The sequence below is a fragment of the Tistlia consotensis USBA 355 genome (assembly GCF_900177295.1).
GTDB classification, from domain to species: Bacteria; Pseudomonadota; Alphaproteobacteria; order Kiloniellales; family DSM-21159; genus Tistlia; species Tistlia consotensis.
This window is the reverse complement of record NZ_FWZX01000004.1, coordinates 254,955-270,132: the sequence shown is the minus strand read 5'-3', so window position 1 is coordinate 270,132 and position 15,178 is coordinate 254,955. Positions and strand designations below refer to the sequence as shown.

Sequence of the window (15,178 nt, the reverse complement as noted above, 5' to 3'; positions counted from 1 at the left end):
CTATCCGAGAAGGTGCTGGAGGAAGACGGTGAGGACGGCGGTGCCGAGGAAGGTGCCGACGGCGACCATCGAGCGCGGCGAGAGGCGCGCCAGGCCGCAGACGCCGTGGCCGCTGGTGCAGCCCGCGCCGAGGCGGGTGCCGAAACCGACCAGCAGGCCGGCGACGACCAGCAACCAGGGCGAGGCCTCGAGCCGCAGCGCCGGCCAGGCGCCGAAGGCCAAGCGATAGAGCGGCGGGCCGAGGAACAGGCCGGCCGCGAAGCAGACATTGCCGAGCCACAGCAGGCCCGGGCGGCGCAGCGCACCGGCGACGATGCCGCTGATCCCGGCGATGCGGCCGTTCAGGACCAGCAGCAGTGTCGCCGACAGACCGATCAGCAGGCCGCCGGCCAGCGCAGTCAGATAGGCGGTCATCGTGGGGTTTCCTTCGCCGCCGTGCCGGCGGGCATGTCGCAGAAGATGTCGTAGAGAGCCGCGACCAGCTCGGCGAGCCGCGTCTCGGCCAGGCTGTAGAAGACCTGCTTGGCCTGGCGCCGCGTGCTGACGATGCCGGCCCGGCGCAGCACGGTCAGCTGCTGCGACAGGGTCGGCTGATGGATGCCGAGCTCCGTCTCCAGCGTTCCGACCGCCTTCTCGCCCTCGACCAGCTTGCAGACGATCATCAGCCGGTTCGGATGGGCCAGGGTCTTCAGCAGATCGCTGACCTCGTCCGCGCGGTCGGCCATCTCGCCCAGCGACAGCGGCTGGGCGGAGCGGGGCAGAGCGGGTGGCAGGGGCCGGGGTGGGGGTGGCTGGCTCGGCATGGATCAGTCATCGCATCAGTTCACAATTAAGTAAATTGTATAATGAGCCTTGCAAGGGGGCGACCCGGCGTCGCATGGCGGCAGCCCCGCGTCCGGATCGACCCTGCTGCGCCGAAAGCGCGGCGCTCGTTCGACAGCCGCACGAAGCAGGCCTAGACAGACGAGGCTCCCGCCCGCCCACCGGAAGGACCGCGGTGCCGTGACCGCCAGCCTGGAATCGGACCGCGTCGACCCGGCACCGCCGCCGACGCGCATCCGGCGCGGCAGCCGTGCCTTCTGGCGCGCCAACGCCGCGCTGTTCCTCGCCGCCTTCTCGGTCTTCGCCCAGCTCTACTCGGTGCAGCCGCTGCTGCCGATCTTCGCCGAAGAGTTCCGGGTCGACGCCGGCACCGCCTCGCTGTCGCTGTCGCTCTCGACGGCGATGCTGGCGCTCTGCCTGCTGCTCGCCAGCTGGCTGGCCGACCGCTGGGGGCGCAAGACCCTGATGACCGTCTCGCTGCTCGGCGCCGCGCTGCTCGGCCTGCTGGTCGTCGCCGCGCCCGACTGGGGCACCCACCTGGTGCTGCGCACCCTGCTCGGCATCGCCCTCGCCGGCGTCCCGGCCGTCGCCATGGTCTACCTGGCCGAGGAGATGGAGCCGGAAGCCTTCGGCTTCTCGATGGGCCTCTACATCGGCGGCAACGCGATCGGCGGCATGTCGGGGCGCCTGCTGGTCGGCCTGCTCGCCGACGTCGCGCCCTGGCGCAGCGCACTCGGCGCGCTCGGGGTCCTGGTGCTGGTCAACGCCGGGCTGTTCTGGTGGCTGCTGCCGGCACCGCGCCACTCGCCGGGCCGGCAGGTCGACGCGCGCGCCTTCCTGGCCGCGATCCGCCGCCAGTTCACGGACCCCGGCCTGCCCTGGCTGTTCGCCGAGGCCTTCCTGATCATGGGCAGCTTCGTCGCGCTCTATAACTACACCGGCTTCCGGCTCCTGCAGCCGCCCTACGCGCTCGGCCAGGCCGAGATCTCGCTGATCTTCCTGGTCTACCTGATCGGCACCGGCGCCTCGACCTGGATCGGCGCGCTGGCGCACCGCCTGGGGCGCCGCAAGATGCTCTGGCTGATGATCGTGATCATGGCCCTGGGCCTCGCGCTCAACTGCGTGCCGACGACGGCGACGGTGATCGCCGGCCTGGTCGTGCTGACCTTCGGCTTCTTCGGCGCCCACTCGATCGCCAGCAGCTGGGTCGGCCGTCGGGCGCGCGCCGGCAAGGCCCAGGCGACGGCGCTCTATCTCTTCTTCTACTACCTGGGCTCCAGCACCCTCGGCACGCTCGGCGGCTATGCCTGGAACCACTTCGCCTGGACCGGCGTTGCGGCGGTGATCGGCGCGGCGACCCTGGTCGCCTTCCTGATCGCCCTGCGCCTCTACCGCCTGCCGCCGCTGCCGCTCGCCGGGGAGCCGCCGCCGGCGCCGCCCTGAGAGCGCGGGTAGTCGGCAGGTCCGGGGTCAGTCCGGCGGGCGCCGTAGCGCGACGGCCTTCATGGTCGCGACCTGCAGCTCCTCTCCGCGCTGGTTGCGGGTGACGATGCGCACCGTCACGAGGCCGCGCTCGGGCCGCGAGCGCGAGGGCCGGACCTCGAGCACCTCTGTCTCGACCGTCAGCACGTCGTCCGGCCGGGTCGGCTGCGGCCAGGCGATCTCGCCGCCGGCGCCGACGATACCGCCGGCCAGCGGCAGGCCGCCCTCGACCAGCAGGCGCATCGTGATCGCCGCGGTGTGCCAGCCGCTGGCGGCGAGCCCGCCGAACAGGCTGGCCGCGGCCGCCGCTTCGTCCAAGTGGAAGGGCTGGGGGTCGAAGCGGCCCGCGAAGGCCTTGATCTGCTCGACGTCGAGCTGGTGCTCGGCGCTGACGAAGCGCCGACCGACCGTGAGATCCTCCAGGTACAGTCCGCTCATGGTTCCGCTCCCGAAAATTGGCCGACCCGCGGATCTGGCGTCGCACCCGTCACGCCAGCCGGGAGTCGTCGTGATTGCGGGTCAGGTCAGGCACTCGATCAGGAAGGGGCCGCGGGTCGAGAGCGCGCCCTCGAAGAGCTTCGCGAACTCCTCGACCGTCGTCGCCCGCGCCGCCTCGACGCCGAAGCCGCGCGCCAGGGCGACCCAGTCGACCGGCGGCTCGTCGAGGCTGAGCATGCGCTCGGCGTTGCGGCCGAAGGCGTTGACGCCGACGTTGCGCATCTCGCCCTGCAGGATCGCGTAGGCGCGGTTGGCGAAGACCACCGTCACGACGTCGAGGCCCTCGCGCGCCTGGGTCCAGAGGCCCTGGGCGCTGTAGAGGCCGCTGCCGTCGGCCTCCAGGTTGATCACCTTGCGGTCGGGGCAGGCGACGGCGGCGCCGGTCGCCAGCGGAATGCCCTCGCCGATCGCGCCGCCGGTCAGCTGCAGGTAGTCGTGGGGCGGCGCCGAGGCCGAGAGCTTGTAGAAGACCCGGCCGGAGCTCACCGATTCGTCGACGACGATGCAGTTCTCCGGCAGCCGGCGCGCGACCAGGGTGCAGACCGCGTCGGCGGTCAGGGCACCGTCCGGCAGGCCCTCGGCCGGATCCGCACGCTGCGCCCGCAGCGGCGTCGCGCGCCCGGCGCCGACCGCCTCGGCCAGGCTGGAGAGCGCGCCCGGCAGGTCGTCGGTGATCGCGGCCAGGCGGTGCAGCGCGCAGGCCTCGGGCAGCAGGCGACTCGGCTTGCCGGGATAGGCGAAGAAGGCGACGGGATCGGCGGCGCCGACCAGGATCGCGACCTCCAGGTGGCCGAGCAGGGCGAGCGCCTGGTCGACGGGATAGGGGATGCGGGTCACCGGGACGCGCCCCGCGCCGCGCTCCATGCGGGCGTTCGACATCTGGGAATAGAGCTCGGCACCGGTCGCCGCGGCGATCCGGCCGGCGGTCTCCAGGGCGTCGGCGCGCAGGGCCCGGCCGGTCATGATCAGGCCGCAGCGCCGGCCCGACGTTAGCAGGGCCGCCGCCGTCTCGAGCGCCTCCGCCGCCGGCGCCGGCGGGACCGGCGCCGGCACCGGGACCGGCACCGCCGCGGCGATCTCGCCCCAGGCCGCGTCGGCCGGCAGGATCAGGGTCGCCGGCCCGCGCAGCTCCAGCGCCGCCCGCCAGGCCGCGGCGGCGTCCTCGGCGATCGTCCCGGCACCGGCGATGCGGCGCTGCCACTTCGACATGGGGCGCGCCAGGGTATCGATGTCGCTGGTCAGCGGCGCATCGTGGACCAGGTGATAGGCGGCGTGGTCGCCGACGACGTTGATCATCGGCGTGTGGCCGCGCCGGGCGTTGTGCAGGTTGACGAGCCCGTTGGCGAGGCCCGGCCCGGTGTGCAGCAGGGTCGCCGCCGGCTTGTCGGCCATGCGGCCGTAGCCGTCGGCCGCACCGGTCACCACGCCCTCCTGCAGGCCGAGCACGCAGCGCAGCTTCGGCTTGCGGTCGAGCGCAGCGACGAAGTGCATCTCGGACGTGCCGGGATTGGCGAAGCAGAGCTCGACCCCCTGGGCGAGCAGGGCGTCGCAGAGCAGATCGGCACCGTTCATCTTGTCTTCTCCGGTAGGGTCGGCGCCGGCCTGCTTCCCCAGCCCGCGACCCCGGCGGGATGCTGTCGCGGGTGGCGGGGTGAGGGAGCGGGCCGGTGCCGGGCCGGCACGAGCCGGCCTCTCAGAATCCCAGAGCGCAGCCGTCCTTGCGGTGGTCGGAGGCGCCGTGCAGCACGCCGGCCGCGCGGTCGATCAGGATCGCCTGGCCGCCGCCGAGCGGCGTCGGCCGCAGCGAGATCTCGTGGCCGCGCCGGGCCAGTTCGGCCAGCACCGCCTCGTCGAGCGTCGGCTCGACCTCGAGCTTGCCGCCGAAGGCGAAGGTCCGGGGCTCGGCCAGGGCCGCCTGCGGATCGAGGCCGCGGTCGAGCAGGTTGCTGACGAACCAGGCATGCCCGGCCGACTGGTAGTGGCCGCCCATCACGCCGAACGGCCCGAGCGCCCGGCCGTCGCGGCGCAGCATGCCGGGGATGATGGTGTGCAGCGGCCTCTTGCGCGGCGCCAGCACGTTGGGATGGCCCTCGATCAGGCGGAAGGAGGTGGCGCGGCTGTGCAGCAGGATGCCGGTCGCCGGATCGGTCAGGGTCGAGCCGAAGCCGTGGAACAGCGAGTTGATGAAGGAGACAGCGTTGCCCTCGTTGTCGACCGCGCAGAGGTAGACGGTGTCGCGGTGCTCGGGCTCGTCCCACAGCACCGGCGGCCGGGCCCGGATCCGGTCTATGCGGCCGCGCAGGATCGCCGCCGTCGCCTCGCTCAGCAGCTCCGCGACCGGCACGGCGGCGAAGGCCGGATCGCAGAGCAGGGCGTCGCGGTGATGGTAGGCCAGCTTGGTCGCCTCGGCGTGCAGGTGGACCCGGTCGGCGAACGGCAGATCCGGGCCGAGATCGAAGCCCTGCAGGATCGAGAGGATCATCAGGGCGGCCAGGCCCTGGCCGTTCGGCGGGCACTCCAGCACCTCGACGCCGCGGTAGTTCAGCGAGATCGGCTCGACCCAGTCGGCGCCGTCGGTCGCGGCCGCGAAGTCCTCCAGCTCGTGCAGCCCGCCGAGGCTCTTGAGGAAGGCGACGAGGCGCTGCGCCGTCTCGCCCTGGTAGAAGGCCTCGGCGCCGCCGGCCGCGATCTCCGTCAGGCGCTCGGCGAGCAGCGGCTGGCGGTGGCGCGTGCCGGCCTTCGGCGCCTCCCCGTCGGGCAGAAAGATCGCCCGGCTGCCCGGCTGCTCGGCGAGCAGCGGGGCCTCGCGCGCCCAGTCCTGGGCGACCCGCTCGGTCACGGGATAGCCGGTCGCGGCGTAGTCGATCGCCCGCTCCAGCAGGCGCCCGAAGGGCAGCCGGCCGTGCTCGCGGTGCAGCTTGGTCCAGGCGCCGATCGCGCCCGGCACGGAGACGGCATGCGGCGAGATCCGCGGCACCTCCGTCAGGCCCTGGTCGCGCAGAGCCGCCGCGCTGGCCGCCGCCGGCGAGCGGCCGCTGCCGTTGAGCGCCCGGACCGGCCCCTCGGCCGGCGCATAGAGCACGAAGCAGTCGCCGCCGATGCCGGTCATCGCCGGCTCGACGACGCACTGCACGGCGCAGGCCGCGATCGCTGCGTCGACCGCGTTGCCGCCGGCGGCCAGAATCTCGAGGCCCGCCGTGGTGGCGAGCGGATGGGAGGTCGCGATCATCGCGTCGCGCGCCATGGCCTGGGAACGGCCGGGTCGGAAGAAATCGTGCATGAGGAGTCCGGAAGAAGAGCGGAAGGGAGCGTTCGACGGGGAGAGTGGCCGAATTCGCCGGCTCCGTCGATGCGCCAAAGCGCAGATCGGCCCGGCGCGGGGCGATAGCCTAGCGGGGGAGTTCCCTGGGCAGCGAGTCGAGCCGGCGGTCGAGGTCGGCATGGTCCGGCAGCGCGATCCCGAAGTCCCCGGAAAGGACGGCCCTGAGCTCCGCGGCGCTCCCCAGGGTCCGCCGCTCGCTGCCGGCGCCCGGGCGGTGCAGGGCGAAGCTGCGGTCGCGCAGGGTCAGGCGGCGGTCCGGCGCGGCGCGCGCGACCATCAGGCCGGTGACGAAGGGCGAGCCCGGGTTGGTCGAGAGGAACCAGCTGGAGGCCGCATAGTCGAGGTCGTGCTGGCGCTGCAGGTCGAAGCGGTAGAGCGGCCGCCAGCCGCCGGCGACCTCGGCCTCCAGGGTCCACTCGCCGCCCGCCTCGCTCAGCCGGAAGCGCTCGTGCGGCGTCGGCTGCGCGGGGCCGGCCTCGAGGCGCAGCGGCGCGGTCACGGTCAGGCCGCCGAAGCCGACGTCGGCCAGCCAGGTGGCGCCCTCCAGCTCGACCTGCAGCAGCATGTGGCTGCGCGGCGAGAGCGTGCCTTCCGGCCGGCCCCAGAGCACGCGGGCGGCGAGGCCGCCGGCCTGGAATCCGAGCGCCGCCAGCACCCGCCGGAACAGCAGGTTGTGCTCGTAGCAGTAGCCGCCGCGGCCGTCGCCGACCAGCTTGTGCTCGACGGCCCCGGGCGAGAGGTCGATCGCCTTGCCGAGGAAGGGGTCCAGGTTCTCGAAGGCGATCGCCGCCGTGTGCTTCGCGATCAGGCCGGCGAGAGTCGCCCGGTCTGGCGCCAGTGGCCCGGACCAGCCGATGCGCGCGAGGTAGGCGTCGAGATCCGGGGAGTCGCTCATCGGGCCTGCCCTCGGGCCGGTCGCGGACAAGCGAAAGCCGGAGTCGCGGTGTCACGCGGCCTCCGGCTCTGCATATTGGAGCGGGCGATGAGATTCGAACTCACGACCCCAACCTTGGCAAGGTTGTGCTCTACCCCTGAGCTACGCCCGCATCGGGATAGGCCGACGGCTCAACGCCGCCGGGGAGCGTCGATCTAGCGAGTCCGCGGGACGAACGCAAGGGGCTTTTCCGTTCCCCGCGGGCTTTTCGGCACCGGGGGCTTTTCGGCATCGGGGGCTTTTCGGCATCGGGGGCTTTTCCGGCCGGCCCGCGCTGTCTAGGGTCGCGGCCTTCGGGTGCGAGGCGACGGCGAGGCGGGACGGCGATGGGCGAGGGCGAAGCGACGCAGGAGATCGAGGCGCGGCTGGCCGACGGCACGGCGCCGCTGACCCCCGAGGCGCTGCTCGCGCGCCTGGCCGAGCTCGGCATCGCCCAGAGCACGGTCGAGCACCCGCCGGTCTTCACGGTCGAGGAGGCCAAGGCGCTGCGCGGCAAGCTGCCCGGCGCCCACGTCAAGAACCTGTTCCTGCGCAACAAGAAGGGCCGGATGTGGCTGCTGTCCTGCCTGGAGGACCGCGACATCGACCTCAAGGTCCTGGGCGAGCGGCTCGAGGCGGGGCGCCTCTCGTTCGGCAGCGCCGAGCGGCTGATGAGCTATCTCGGCGTAAGGCCGGGGGCGGTCACGGCGCTGGCGGTGGTCAACGACCGCACGAAGGCCGTGCAGCTGGTGCTCGACCGCGCGCTGACCGAGATCGACCCGGTCAACCTGCACCCCCTGGTCAACACCATGACCACGGCGCTGAGCCCCGCCGGCCTGCGCGCCTTCTGCCAGGCCACGGACCACGAGCCGCAGCTGCTCGATTTCGACTGATCGCCGCCTGGCCGCCGCACGGCCCTCTGCCGGCGCGAGGCTTGCCTCGACGGCCCCGAGCCGCCAAATAGGAGTGCGCCGAACGCACCCCGTCCCCCTACAGCAGCGAGCGCGCAGCCCAGAACACCCGCGACAGGGGCAGCGCAGAGCGGAGCCAAGCCATGTCATCCCTGATCGGTGAAGCAAACCAGCCCGCAGGCCGGCCGAACGGCGCCGGCGACGCCGCACAGGGCAGCGCGGCGATCAAGGACAGCGACCTGCAGCATTTCGCCCAGGACGTCATCGAGGCCTCGATGGAGCGCCCGGTTCTGGTCGACTTCTGGGCGACCTGGTGCGGCCCCTGCAAGACGCTCGGCCCGCTGCTCGAGAAGGTCGTCACCGAGGCGCGCGGCGCCGTGCGCCTAGTCAAGATCGACATCGACAAGAACCAGTCCCTGGCCCAGCAGCTGCGCATCCAGTCGGTGCCGACGGTCTACGCCTTCTTCCAGGGCCAGCCGGTCGACGGCTTCCAGGGCGCCCTGCCGGAAAGCCAGCTCAAGACCTTCGTCGAGCGGCTGATCCAGATGACCGGCGCACAGCCCGATACCGGCGGCGTCGACGTCGCCGAGCTGCTGAGGACCGCCGACGCCAAGCTCGCCGAGGGCGCCACGGCCGAGGCCGAGGCGCTCTACCTGGAGGCCCTGCAGGCCGACGGCGAGAACGCCGCGGCGATCGCCGGCCTGCTGCGCGCCCGCATCCAGCTCGGCGACAAGGAGGGCGCGCGCGAGATGCTCGACTCGCTGGAAGACGCGATGCGCGCCAAGCCCGAGATCGCCGCCGTCGCCACCGCCCTGGAGCTGAGCGGCCGCCAGGTCGACAGTTCCCAGATCGCGGAGCTGGCCGAGAAGGTCGCGCTGGATCCGAAGGACCATGCCGCGCGCTTCGAGCTGGCCCAGGTGCTCTACGCCGGCGGGCGCGAGGAGGAGGCGGCCGAGCACCTGCTCGAGATCGTGCGCCTGAAGCGCGACTGGAACGAGGAGGCGGCCCGCAAGGAGCTGGTCAAGTACTTCGAGGCCTGGGGCCCGACCAGCGAGCTGACGCTGGACTTCCGGCGCCGGCTCTCCTCGCTTCTGTTCGCATGAGCCGGCTGCCCTTCGACCCAGATTTCGACGACCTGCCGGGCAGCCTGCCGATCTTTCCGCTGCCGGGCGTGCTGCTGCTGCCTGGCGGCCGGCTGCCGCTGAACATCTTCGAGCCGCGCTACCTGGCGATGATCCAGGACGCCCTGCTCGGCCGGCGGCTGATCGGCATGGTGCAGCCGAAGGCGGAGGAGGAGGAGGGCGACACCGGCGCCGCACCGGTCTACGGGACCGGCTGCGCCGGACGGATCACCGCCTTCCAGGAGACCGAGGACGGCCGCTACCTGATCACCCTGACCGGCCTGATCCGCTTCGACATCCTCGAGGAGCTGGCCGGTGTGCGGGGCTACCGCCTGGTGCGGGCCGACTGGAGCCGCTACGCCGGCGACCTGGAGGCGATCGATCCGCCCGGCATCGACCGCGAGCGCATGCTGGAGGCCCTGCGCGCCTATTTCGACGCGACCGGCATCGCCGGCGACTGGGAGGCGATCGGCGAGACGCCGAACGAGAAGCTGATCACATCGATCGCCATGATCTGCCCCTTCGAGCCGCGCGAGAAGCAGGCCCTGCTGGAGGCGCCGACCCTGGAGCAGCGCGCCGAGGCGATGACCGCGATCCTGGAGATGGCGGCGCTGCGCGGCGCGCCGGCGCCGGACGGCGGGGCCGCCCGGCACTAGGTCGCGAACCTGCGGATCGACTCGAAGTGCGGCAAGAAGAGTGTTCTACTTCAAGCCTCTGGGGCGCACCGCTGAGCGGCGACTCCAGGGCGAGAGACAGCAGGCGGCCGGGGCGGCCGCGCGGGAGCAAGAGAGCATGAACGACAGGAAGCCGGCCAAGGGCGGAGTCGACCCCCGCCTGCTCGAGATCCTGGTCTGCCCGATCACCAAGGGGCCGCTGGACTACGATGCCGAGCGCCAGGAGCTGATCAGCCGCCAGGCCGGGCTCGCCTATCCGATCCGCGACGGCATCCCGATCATGCTGCCCGACGAGGCGCGGCCGCTCGAGGACTAGCGCGCGATGAGCGAGTACGACCTCAAGCATCACCCGAGCGAAATCCGCTATCTCTCGGTGGACAAACGCCTGGAGATCGACTTCGAGGACGGGCGCTGCTTCTCGCTGCCGGCCGAGCTGCTGCGCGTCGAGAGTCCGTCGGCGGAAGTCCAGGGCCATGGGCCCGGCCAGAAGCAGATCGTCAGCGGCCGGCGCCACGTCGGCATCCTGGCGGTCGAGCCGGTCGGTGCTTATGCTGTTAGAATTCGGTTCGACGATCTCCACGACAGCGGGATATATTCCTGGGACTACCTCTATCGCCTGGGCGAGGAGCAGGACCGTCTGTGGGGGGACTACCTGAACAATCTGGAGGCACGCGGCCTGTCGCGCGAGCCGCCCCGGCGCGGCTGACCCGCAGGCCGCTGGCGGGCGCGCTGCTGCTGCTGGCCGGGCTGGCCCTGGGTCAGGCGCCGGCGGTCGCCAGCGCCTGCCTCGAGCCGTCGCCGATCGCACCGACCTGCGGCGCGTCGCTCGAGCTGCAGAGCCGGGCCGTCGACCGGCCGGCGGACCTGCCGACCGATTTCGCGGGCTGCCGGCTGGCGCTCGAGTCCTACATGCTCGGGCTGGAGCGCTGGGCGCTCTGCGTGCGCAACGAGGTCGAGCTGCGCAAGCTCGAGGTGCGGCGCCGCCTCGACTGCCTAGCGCACAACCGGAAAAGCTGCCCCTGACGGCCCGCCGCCGCGCCCGAGAGCGGGCGGCGCAGTTTGCGACCTCGGCGGGTCGTCGCTGCGCGAGCGCCCGGCGCGGCAGGGCGCGAGGCTGCCGTTGACGTCCAGCGGCAGGAGAGTCCGATGCCCGATACCGCCGTTCGCCCGGTCCTCGACCATCCCGATCTGCCGCGCATGCGACGCACGCGCCTCGCCAAGGTCCGCGACGAGCTACGGCGGCGCGACATCGGCGCGATCCTGCTCTACGACCCGGTCAACATCCGCTACGCGACCGACTCGCGGAACATGGCGGTCTGGACCCTGCACAACGCGGTCCGCTACGCCTTCGTGCCGCTCGAGGGGCCGGTCGTGGTCTTCGACTTCCACAACTGCGAGCATCTCTCCGACGGCCTCGAGACGGTCGACGAGGTGCGTCCGGCGACCGGCTGGTACTGGTTCGGCGCCGGGCCGGAGCAGCAGCGCCGGGTGGTCCGCTGGGCGGCCGAGATCGCCGCCCTGATCCGGCTGCACGGCGGCGGCAACCGGCGCCTCGCGGTCGACCGCCTCGACCCGCTCGGCACCCGCGCCCTGGAGGCCGAGGGCATCGAGATCCTGGACGGCCAGGAGCCGATGGAGATGGCGCGGCACGTCAAGACGCCGGACGAGATCCTGGCGATGCGCCACGCCGTGGCGGCCTGCGAGGCCGGCATGGCGGCGATGCACGCGGCGCTCAGGCCCGGCATGACCGAGAACGAGCTCTGGTCGATCCTGCACCAGGTCAACATCGCGCGCGGCGGCGAGTGGATCGAGACGCGGCTGCTCGCCTCGGGGCCGCGCACCAATCCCTGGTTCCAGGAGTGCGGCGAGCGGGTCATCGAGGCCGGCGACCTGGTCTCCTTCGACAGCGACCTGATCGGGCCCTACGGCATGTGCGCCGACATCTCGCGCTCCTTCCTCTGCGGGAACGGCCGGGCGAGCGAGGAGCAGCGCACGCTCTACGCCCTGGCGCTGGAGCAGATCGAGAGCAACATCGCCCTCCTGAAGCCGGGCATGAGCTACCGCGAGTTCGCCGAGCGCTCGTTCCGGCTGCCCGAGATCTACCGGCCGAACCGCTACTCGGTGATCTTCCACGGCGTCGGCCTGTGCGACGAGTACCCGGCCTGCGTCTACCTGGAGGACTTCGAGACCGGCGGCTACGACGGCCTGGTCGTCCCCGGCATGACGATCTGCATGGAATCCTACGCCGGCGCCGTCGGCGGCCGGGAGGGGGTCAAGCTGGAGCAGCAGCTGCTGGTCACCGAGAGCGGCCTGGAGCCGCTGTCGAGCTTCCCCTTCGAGGAAACCCTGCTGCCGAGCCGCTGGCTCTAGCGAGTCCGGCTGCGCCTCACATCATCGAGGCGCCGCCGCCCTTCTTCTCCTCGCCCGACTGGGCCGCGAAGATCGAGCTGTAGCCGCCCGACCAGTCCGGCGGCAGCAGGCAGGGCCGCGGATCGTGGCGCGCCCAGCGCGCCGGCCGGCCGCGCAGCAGCTGGCGGTCGTGACGCGAGACCGAGGGATTGACCGTGTAGGGGAAGGCGTCGGCCGCGGCATAGGCATTGAGCAGCAGCGGCCGGCCGTGCGCCGTCGTCGCGGGCGGCGAGGAATGCACGGTCCGGCAGTTGTGCACCGTGATCGAGCCCGCCGGCCCGCAGAGCGTCACCGCCCTGGATTCGTCGAGGGTCGCGGCGTCGGCATCCGACAGGCAGCCGGTCCAGTTGCCCGCGGCATCGTACTGGTCGTAGAGCGGGCCGTCGTGGCTGCCCGGCAGCACGGTCAGCGGCCCGTCGGTCGGCCCGACGTCGTTGAGATAGAGGCCGATGGTCAGCGGGCTGTAGTTGGTGTGCGGGTAGAACTGGATGTCCTGGTGCCAGCGCACGGCGTTGGCTTGCGGGTTGGACTCGCTCCATTTGAAGTTCAGCTTGGAGTGATGGAAGGTCAAGCCGCCGCCTTCCGCCGCGCCGATCAGGTCGGCGGCGACGTCGGCCAGGACGCCGCTCGCCACCTCCCAGAACAGCGGATCCTGCTCGTCCGGGGTCTTCAGGCGGCGCAGGCGCGGGCTCTGCGCGCTGTGGCCGGGCGCCAGGTCGAAGACGTCGTCGCTGCGGGCCGCGCCGCGGCTGCGCTCCAGGAACTCCTCGACCTTGGCGTGGAGCCGGTCGAGCAGCGCCGCGTCGATCAGGCGCTCGACCAGCAGGTAGCCGTCGCGGTGGTAGGCGGCGACCTGCTCGGGGCTGAGCACGGTGGGGGTGGGCAGGGCTTCGACGGCTGACATCTGGCGGACCTCGCAGTCTGACATATCAGCAGTATGCAACCTATCGCGGTGCAGCAGCAAGGGGCGCGGCGCAGGGCCCGCGCGGCTCGACCATGAAGCGACGGAGCGCGGCGCGACCGGGACGGCCGCTACAGAGGCTCGCCACGGCACAGGCGCGGCAGCTCGCCGACCAGGCCCATGGCATGGCGCATGAACAGGCGCTTGAGCGGCGCCGCGCGGTTGACCGCGGCGAGGCCCAGGTCGCGCGCCAGGCGCAACGACCCGAGGTCGTTCGAGAACAGGCGGTTCAGGCCGTCGGTGACCGCGACCAGGGCAAGATTGTCGAAGCGCCGCCAGCGCTGGTAGCGCTCCAGCACCGGGGCCGACCCGAGGTCGAGGCCGAGGCGGCGCGCGTCGACGAGCACTTCGGCGAGCGCGCCGATGTCGCGCAGGCCGAGGTTGAAGCCCTGCCCGGCGATCGGGTGGATGACATGGGCGGCGTCGCCGACCAGGGCGAGCCGCCGGTCGATCGTGCGCTGCGCCAGCTGCAGGCCCAGGGGATAGCGCCAGCGCCGCCCGGCGACCTCGATCCGGCCCAGCGAGTCGCCGAAGCGCCGCTCGATCTCGCGGGAGAAGGCGGCGTCGTCCAGGCGCATCACGCCGTCGGCAACCTCGCGCCGCTCCGTCCAGACCAGCGAGGAGCGATGCCGTCCGTCCGGCAGGTCGGTCAGCGGCAGCACGGCGAAGGGGCCGGAGGGCAGGAAGTGCTCGTGCGCGACGCCCTCGTGGTCGAGCGCGTGGATCAGGGTCGCGACGATGCCGTCCTGCGGATAGTCCCAGCGCGTCATCGGGATTCCGGCAGCCTGGCGCAGCGGCGAGTTCCGGCCGTCGCAGGCGACGACCAGCGGCGCGGTCACGCGGCGCCCGTCGGCCAGCGTCATCACGGCGCGGCTCTCGCCGCGCTCGGCCCCCTCGACCCGCGCCGGCGCGAGGTGGCGGAGCGTCGGCAGCTCGGCGGCGCGTCGGTGCAGGGCGCGCCGGGTCACGCGGTTCTCGACGATCCAGCCCATGGCCGGGCCACCCGGCTCCGGACCGAGCTCGCCGGCGACCTCCTCGACGTCGTAGTGCAGGAAGAGCCGGCTCGCGGCCTCGCCGACCCGGCCATCGGAGACCCGGATGTCGTGGATCGGCGCCGCGTCGGCACCGACGTGACGCCACACCCCGATGCCTCTCAGCAGGCGCTGGGAGCCGAGGGCGATCGCCGAGGCGCGGCCGTCGAAGGGCTCGTCGAGCGCCGTCGCCGGCGCCTCGGCGTCGACCACCGCCACCTCGAGGCCGGCGCCGGCGAGGGCGCAGCCCAGCGTCAGGCCGGCGAGGCCGCCACCCGCGATCGCGACCTCGACGGTCAGGTTGTCCGAGACCAAGCCCTTGCCTCCGTTTCGTCTTGCATGCCGCGCGCCTACCATCGAGCGCCGGCACGGCCCTGTCCAGAGCGGGCCTGTCCAGAGCGGCTCCGCTCGGCGTGCCTGTGCCGCAGGCGGCAGCACGTGGCTATCGCCTGGGCATTTTCTGAAATTTGCCTATTATCTATGCAGGCGAGTCGCCCGGAACTGCCGCGACGACGTGCCGCTCCCGGCGTCCGGAAGGCCCTGGGCGGGGCGCCGCCTGCGGCAGGCCGGGATTGGCACGCTTCTTGACTCTAGTGATCCGGGTTCGGTCCCGCAGAGTGGCGCGTCCGGCCGAAAGGCGGGGCCGCCGGCGAGGCCGGCGAATGCAGAGAACGAAGGGGAAGACGGCGCATGAAAATGGTCGTTGCCATCATTAAGCCCTTCAAGCTCGACGACGTGCGCGAGGCCCTCACCTCCGTCGGAATCGAGGGCCTCACCGTCAGCGAGGTCAAGGGGTACGGGCGGCAGAAGGGACAGACCGAGATCTACCGCGGCGCGGAGTACTCGGTGAACTTCCTGCCGAAGGTCAAGATCGAGGTCGCCGTCACCGACGACCAGGTCGAGCAGGTCGTCGAGACGATCCAGAAGGCCGCCAACACCGGTCGGATCGGCGACGGCAAGATCTTCGTTCTCGACGTCTCCCATGCGGTGCGCATCCGCACCGGCGAGACCGACGCCGAAGCGCTCTAGGGAAA

At 72.3% G+C, this 15,178-nt stretch carries 17 protein-coding genes and 1 tRNA gene; 9 read left to right on the top strand and 9 right to left on the bottom strand.

Annotated features, from left to right (window positions below; genetic code table 11):
- Both B9O00_RS08095 and B9O00_RS08090 read right to left on the bottom strand, forming a co-directional pair.
- Nucleotides 1-414, bottom strand: coding sequence for a YeeE/YedE family protein (locus tag B9O00_RS08095; protein ID WP_085121955.1), 414 nt, complete (start codon nt 412-414; stop codon nt 1-3).
- Nucleotides 411-725: an ArsR/SmtB family transcription factor gene (locus tag B9O00_RS08090; protein WP_235017067.1), complete on the bottom strand. Its 315-nt coding sequence runs from the start codon at nt 723-725 to the stop codon at nt 411-413. Before B9O00_RS08090 ends, B9O00_RS08095 begins: the two co-directional genes overlap by 4 nt.
- Before the next feature lie 277 nt (nt 726-1,002).
- On the opposite strand from B9O00_RS08090, the gene B9O00_RS08085 reads away from it, so the two are divergent.
- Complete coding sequence (locus tag B9O00_RS08085) at nt 1,003-2,265, top strand: MFS transporter (RefSeq protein WP_200808434.1); 1,263 nt, start codon at nt 1,003-1,005, stop codon at nt 2,263-2,265.
- Between the two features lie 27 nt (nt 2,266-2,292).
- On the opposite strand, the gene B9O00_RS08080 is transcribed toward B9O00_RS08085, so the two are convergent.
- The 5 genes from B9O00_RS08080 to B9O00_RS08060 form a co-directional block, all read right to left on the bottom strand.
- Nucleotides 2,293-2,742 carry a MaoC family dehydratase gene (locus B9O00_RS08080; RefSeq protein WP_085121953.1) on the bottom strand — a complete coding sequence of 150 codons (450 nt, stop codon included), beginning with the start codon at nt 2,740-2,742 and terminating at the stop codon, nt 2,293-2,295.
- Between the two features lie 81 nt (nt 2,743-2,823).
- Nucleotides 2,824-4,374, bottom strand: a complete 1,551-nt coding sequence (locus B9O00_RS08075) for an acetolactate synthase large subunit (RefSeq protein WP_085121952.1) — start codon at nt 4,372-4,374, stop codon at nt 2,824-2,826.
- A gap of 121 nt (nt 4,375-4,495) precedes the next feature.
- Nucleotides 4,496-6,082 carry a gamma-glutamyltransferase family protein gene (locus B9O00_RS08070; RefSeq protein WP_085121951.1) on the bottom strand — a complete coding sequence of 529 codons (1,587 nt, stop codon included), beginning with the start codon at nt 6,080-6,082 and terminating at the stop codon, nt 4,496-4,498.
- A 109-nt stretch (nt 6,083-6,191) separates the two neighbouring features.
- On the bottom strand, nt 6,192-7,019 hold the full coding sequence (locus B9O00_RS08065) for an arylamine N-acetyltransferase family protein (RefSeq protein ID WP_085121950.1): 828 nt from the start codon (nt 7,017-7,019) through the stop codon (nt 6,192-6,194).
- Between the two features lie 76 nt (nt 7,020-7,095).
- Nucleotides 7,096-7,170 (bottom strand) — tRNA-Gly (locus tag B9O00_RS08060).
- Between the two features lie 214 nt (nt 7,171-7,384).
- Here B9O00_RS08060 and B9O00_RS08055 point away from each other — a divergent pair.
- From B9O00_RS08055 to B9O00_RS08025, 7 genes are all read left to right on the top strand, one after another.
- Entirely contained in the window at nt 7,385-7,930 is a 546-nt protein-coding gene (locus tag B9O00_RS08055) for a prolyl-tRNA synthetase associated domain-containing protein (RefSeq protein ID WP_085121949.1), read from the top strand.
- Nucleotides 7,931-8,091: 161 nt separating this feature from the next.
- A complete protein-coding gene (trxA, locus tag B9O00_RS08050; protein WP_085121948.1) occupies nt 8,092-9,051 on the top strand; it encodes a thioredoxin in 960 nt (319 codons plus the stop codon).
- Complete coding sequence (locus B9O00_RS08045) at nt 9,048-9,725, top strand: LON peptidase substrate-binding domain-containing protein (protein WP_085121947.1); 678 nt, start codon at nt 9,048-9,050, stop codon at nt 9,723-9,725. Before trxA ends, B9O00_RS08045 begins: the two co-directional genes overlap by 4 nt.
- Before the next feature lie 136 nt (nt 9,726-9,861).
- Nucleotides 9,862-10,059 carry a Trm112 family protein gene (locus tag B9O00_RS08040; protein WP_085121946.1) on the top strand — a complete coding sequence of 66 codons (198 nt, stop codon included), beginning with the start codon at nt 9,862-9,864 and terminating at the stop codon, nt 10,057-10,059.
- A 6-nt stretch (nt 10,060-10,065) separates the two neighbouring features.
- Nucleotides 10,066-10,449 carry a gamma-butyrobetaine hydroxylase family protein gene (locus B9O00_RS08035; RefSeq protein ID WP_085121945.1) on the top strand — a complete coding sequence of 128 codons (384 nt, stop codon included), beginning with the start codon at nt 10,066-10,068 and terminating at the stop codon, nt 10,447-10,449.
- A complete protein-coding gene (locus B9O00_RS08030; RefSeq protein ID WP_085121944.1) occupies nt 10,383-10,766 on the top strand; it encodes a hypothetical protein in 384 nt (127 codons plus the stop codon). The genes B9O00_RS08035 and B9O00_RS08030 overlap by 67 nt, the downstream gene beginning before the upstream one ends.
- Nucleotides 10,767-10,889: 123 nt before the next feature.
- Complete coding sequence (locus B9O00_RS08025; protein WP_089229561.1) at nt 10,890-12,113, top strand: M24 family metallopeptidase; 1,224 nt, start codon at nt 10,890-10,892, stop codon at nt 12,111-12,113.
- Nucleotides 12,114-12,129: 16 nt separating this feature from the next.
- Here the strand turns inward: B9O00_RS08025 and B9O00_RS08020 are convergent, their stop codons facing one another.
- Together B9O00_RS08020 and B9O00_RS08015 are read right to left on the bottom strand one after the other, a co-directional pair.
- The gene (locus B9O00_RS08020; RefSeq protein ID WP_089229574.1) at nt 12,130-13,056 is read right to left on the bottom strand and encodes a phytanoyl-CoA dioxygenase family protein; all 927 of its coding nucleotides are present in this window, start codon (nt 13,054-13,056) and stop codon (nt 12,130-12,132) included.
- 128 nt (nt 13,057-13,184) lie between these two features.
- Complete coding sequence (locus B9O00_RS08015) at nt 13,185-14,459, bottom strand: UbiH/UbiF/VisC/COQ6 family ubiquinone biosynthesis hydroxylase (protein WP_322111165.1); 1,275 nt, start codon at nt 14,457-14,459, stop codon at nt 13,185-13,187.
- Nucleotides 14,460-14,834: 375 nt separating this feature from the next.
- On the opposite strand from B9O00_RS08015, the gene glnK reads away from it, so the two are divergent.
- Nucleotides 14,835-15,173: a P-II family nitrogen regulator gene (glnK, locus tag B9O00_RS08010; RefSeq protein ID WP_085121941.1), complete on the top strand. Its 339-nt coding sequence runs from the start codon at nt 14,835-14,837 to the stop codon at nt 15,171-15,173.
- Nucleotides 15,174-15,178 lie beyond the last annotated feature (5 nt).

Bases quoted from the DNA above. Each gene is read 5' to 3' on its own strand.
- B9O00_RS08020 (WP_089229574.1), bottom strand. From the start codon at position 13,056: ATGTCAGCCGTCGAAGCCCTGCCCACCCCCACCGTGCTCAGCCCCGAG.
- B9O00_RS08080 (WP_085121953.1), bottom strand. From the start codon at position 2,742: ATGAGCGGACTGTACCTGGAGGATCTCACGGTCGGTCGGCGCTTCGTC.
- B9O00_RS08075 (WP_085121952.1), bottom strand. From the start codon at position 4,374: ATGAACGGTGCCGATCTGCTCTGCGACGCCCTGCTCGCCCAGGGGGTC.
- B9O00_RS08095 (WP_085121955.1), bottom strand. From the start codon at position 414: ATGACCGCCTATCTGACTGCGCTGGCCGGCGGCCTGCTGATCGGTCTG.
- B9O00_RS08025 (WP_089229561.1), top strand. From the start codon at position 10,890: ATGCCCGATACCGCCGTTCGCCCGGTCCTCGACCATCCCGATCTGCCG.
- B9O00_RS08065 (WP_085121950.1), bottom strand. From the start codon at position 7,019: ATGAGCGACTCCCCGGATCTCGACGCCTACCTCGCGCGCATCGGCTGG.
- B9O00_RS08040 (WP_085121946.1), top strand. From the start codon at position 9,862: ATGAACGACAGGAAGCCGGCCAAGGGCGGAGTCGACCCCCGCCTGCTC.
- B9O00_RS08035 (WP_085121945.1), top strand. From the start codon at position 10,066: ATGAGCGAGTACGACCTCAAGCATCACCCGAGCGAAATCCGCTATCTC.
- glnK (WP_085121941.1), top strand. From the start codon at position 14,835: ATGAAAATGGTCGTTGCCATCATTAAGCCCTTCAAGCTCGACGACGTG.
- B9O00_RS08090 (WP_235017067.1), bottom strand. From the start codon at position 725: ATGGCCGACCGCGCGGACGAGGTCAGCGATCTGCTGAAGACCCTGGCC.
- B9O00_RS08070 (WP_085121951.1), bottom strand. From the start codon at position 6,082: ATGCACGATTTCTTCCGACCCGGCCGTTCCCAGGCCATGGCGCGCGAC.
- trxA (WP_085121948.1), top strand. From the start codon at position 8,092: ATGTCATCCCTGATCGGTGAAGCAAACCAGCCCGCAGGCCGGCCGAAC.
- B9O00_RS08045 (WP_085121947.1), top strand. From the start codon at position 9,048: ATGAGCCGGCTGCCCTTCGACCCAGATTTCGACGACCTGCCGGGCAGC.
- B9O00_RS08055 (WP_085121949.1), top strand. From the start codon at position 7,385: ATGGGCGAGGGCGAAGCGACGCAGGAGATCGAGGCGCGGCTGGCCGAC.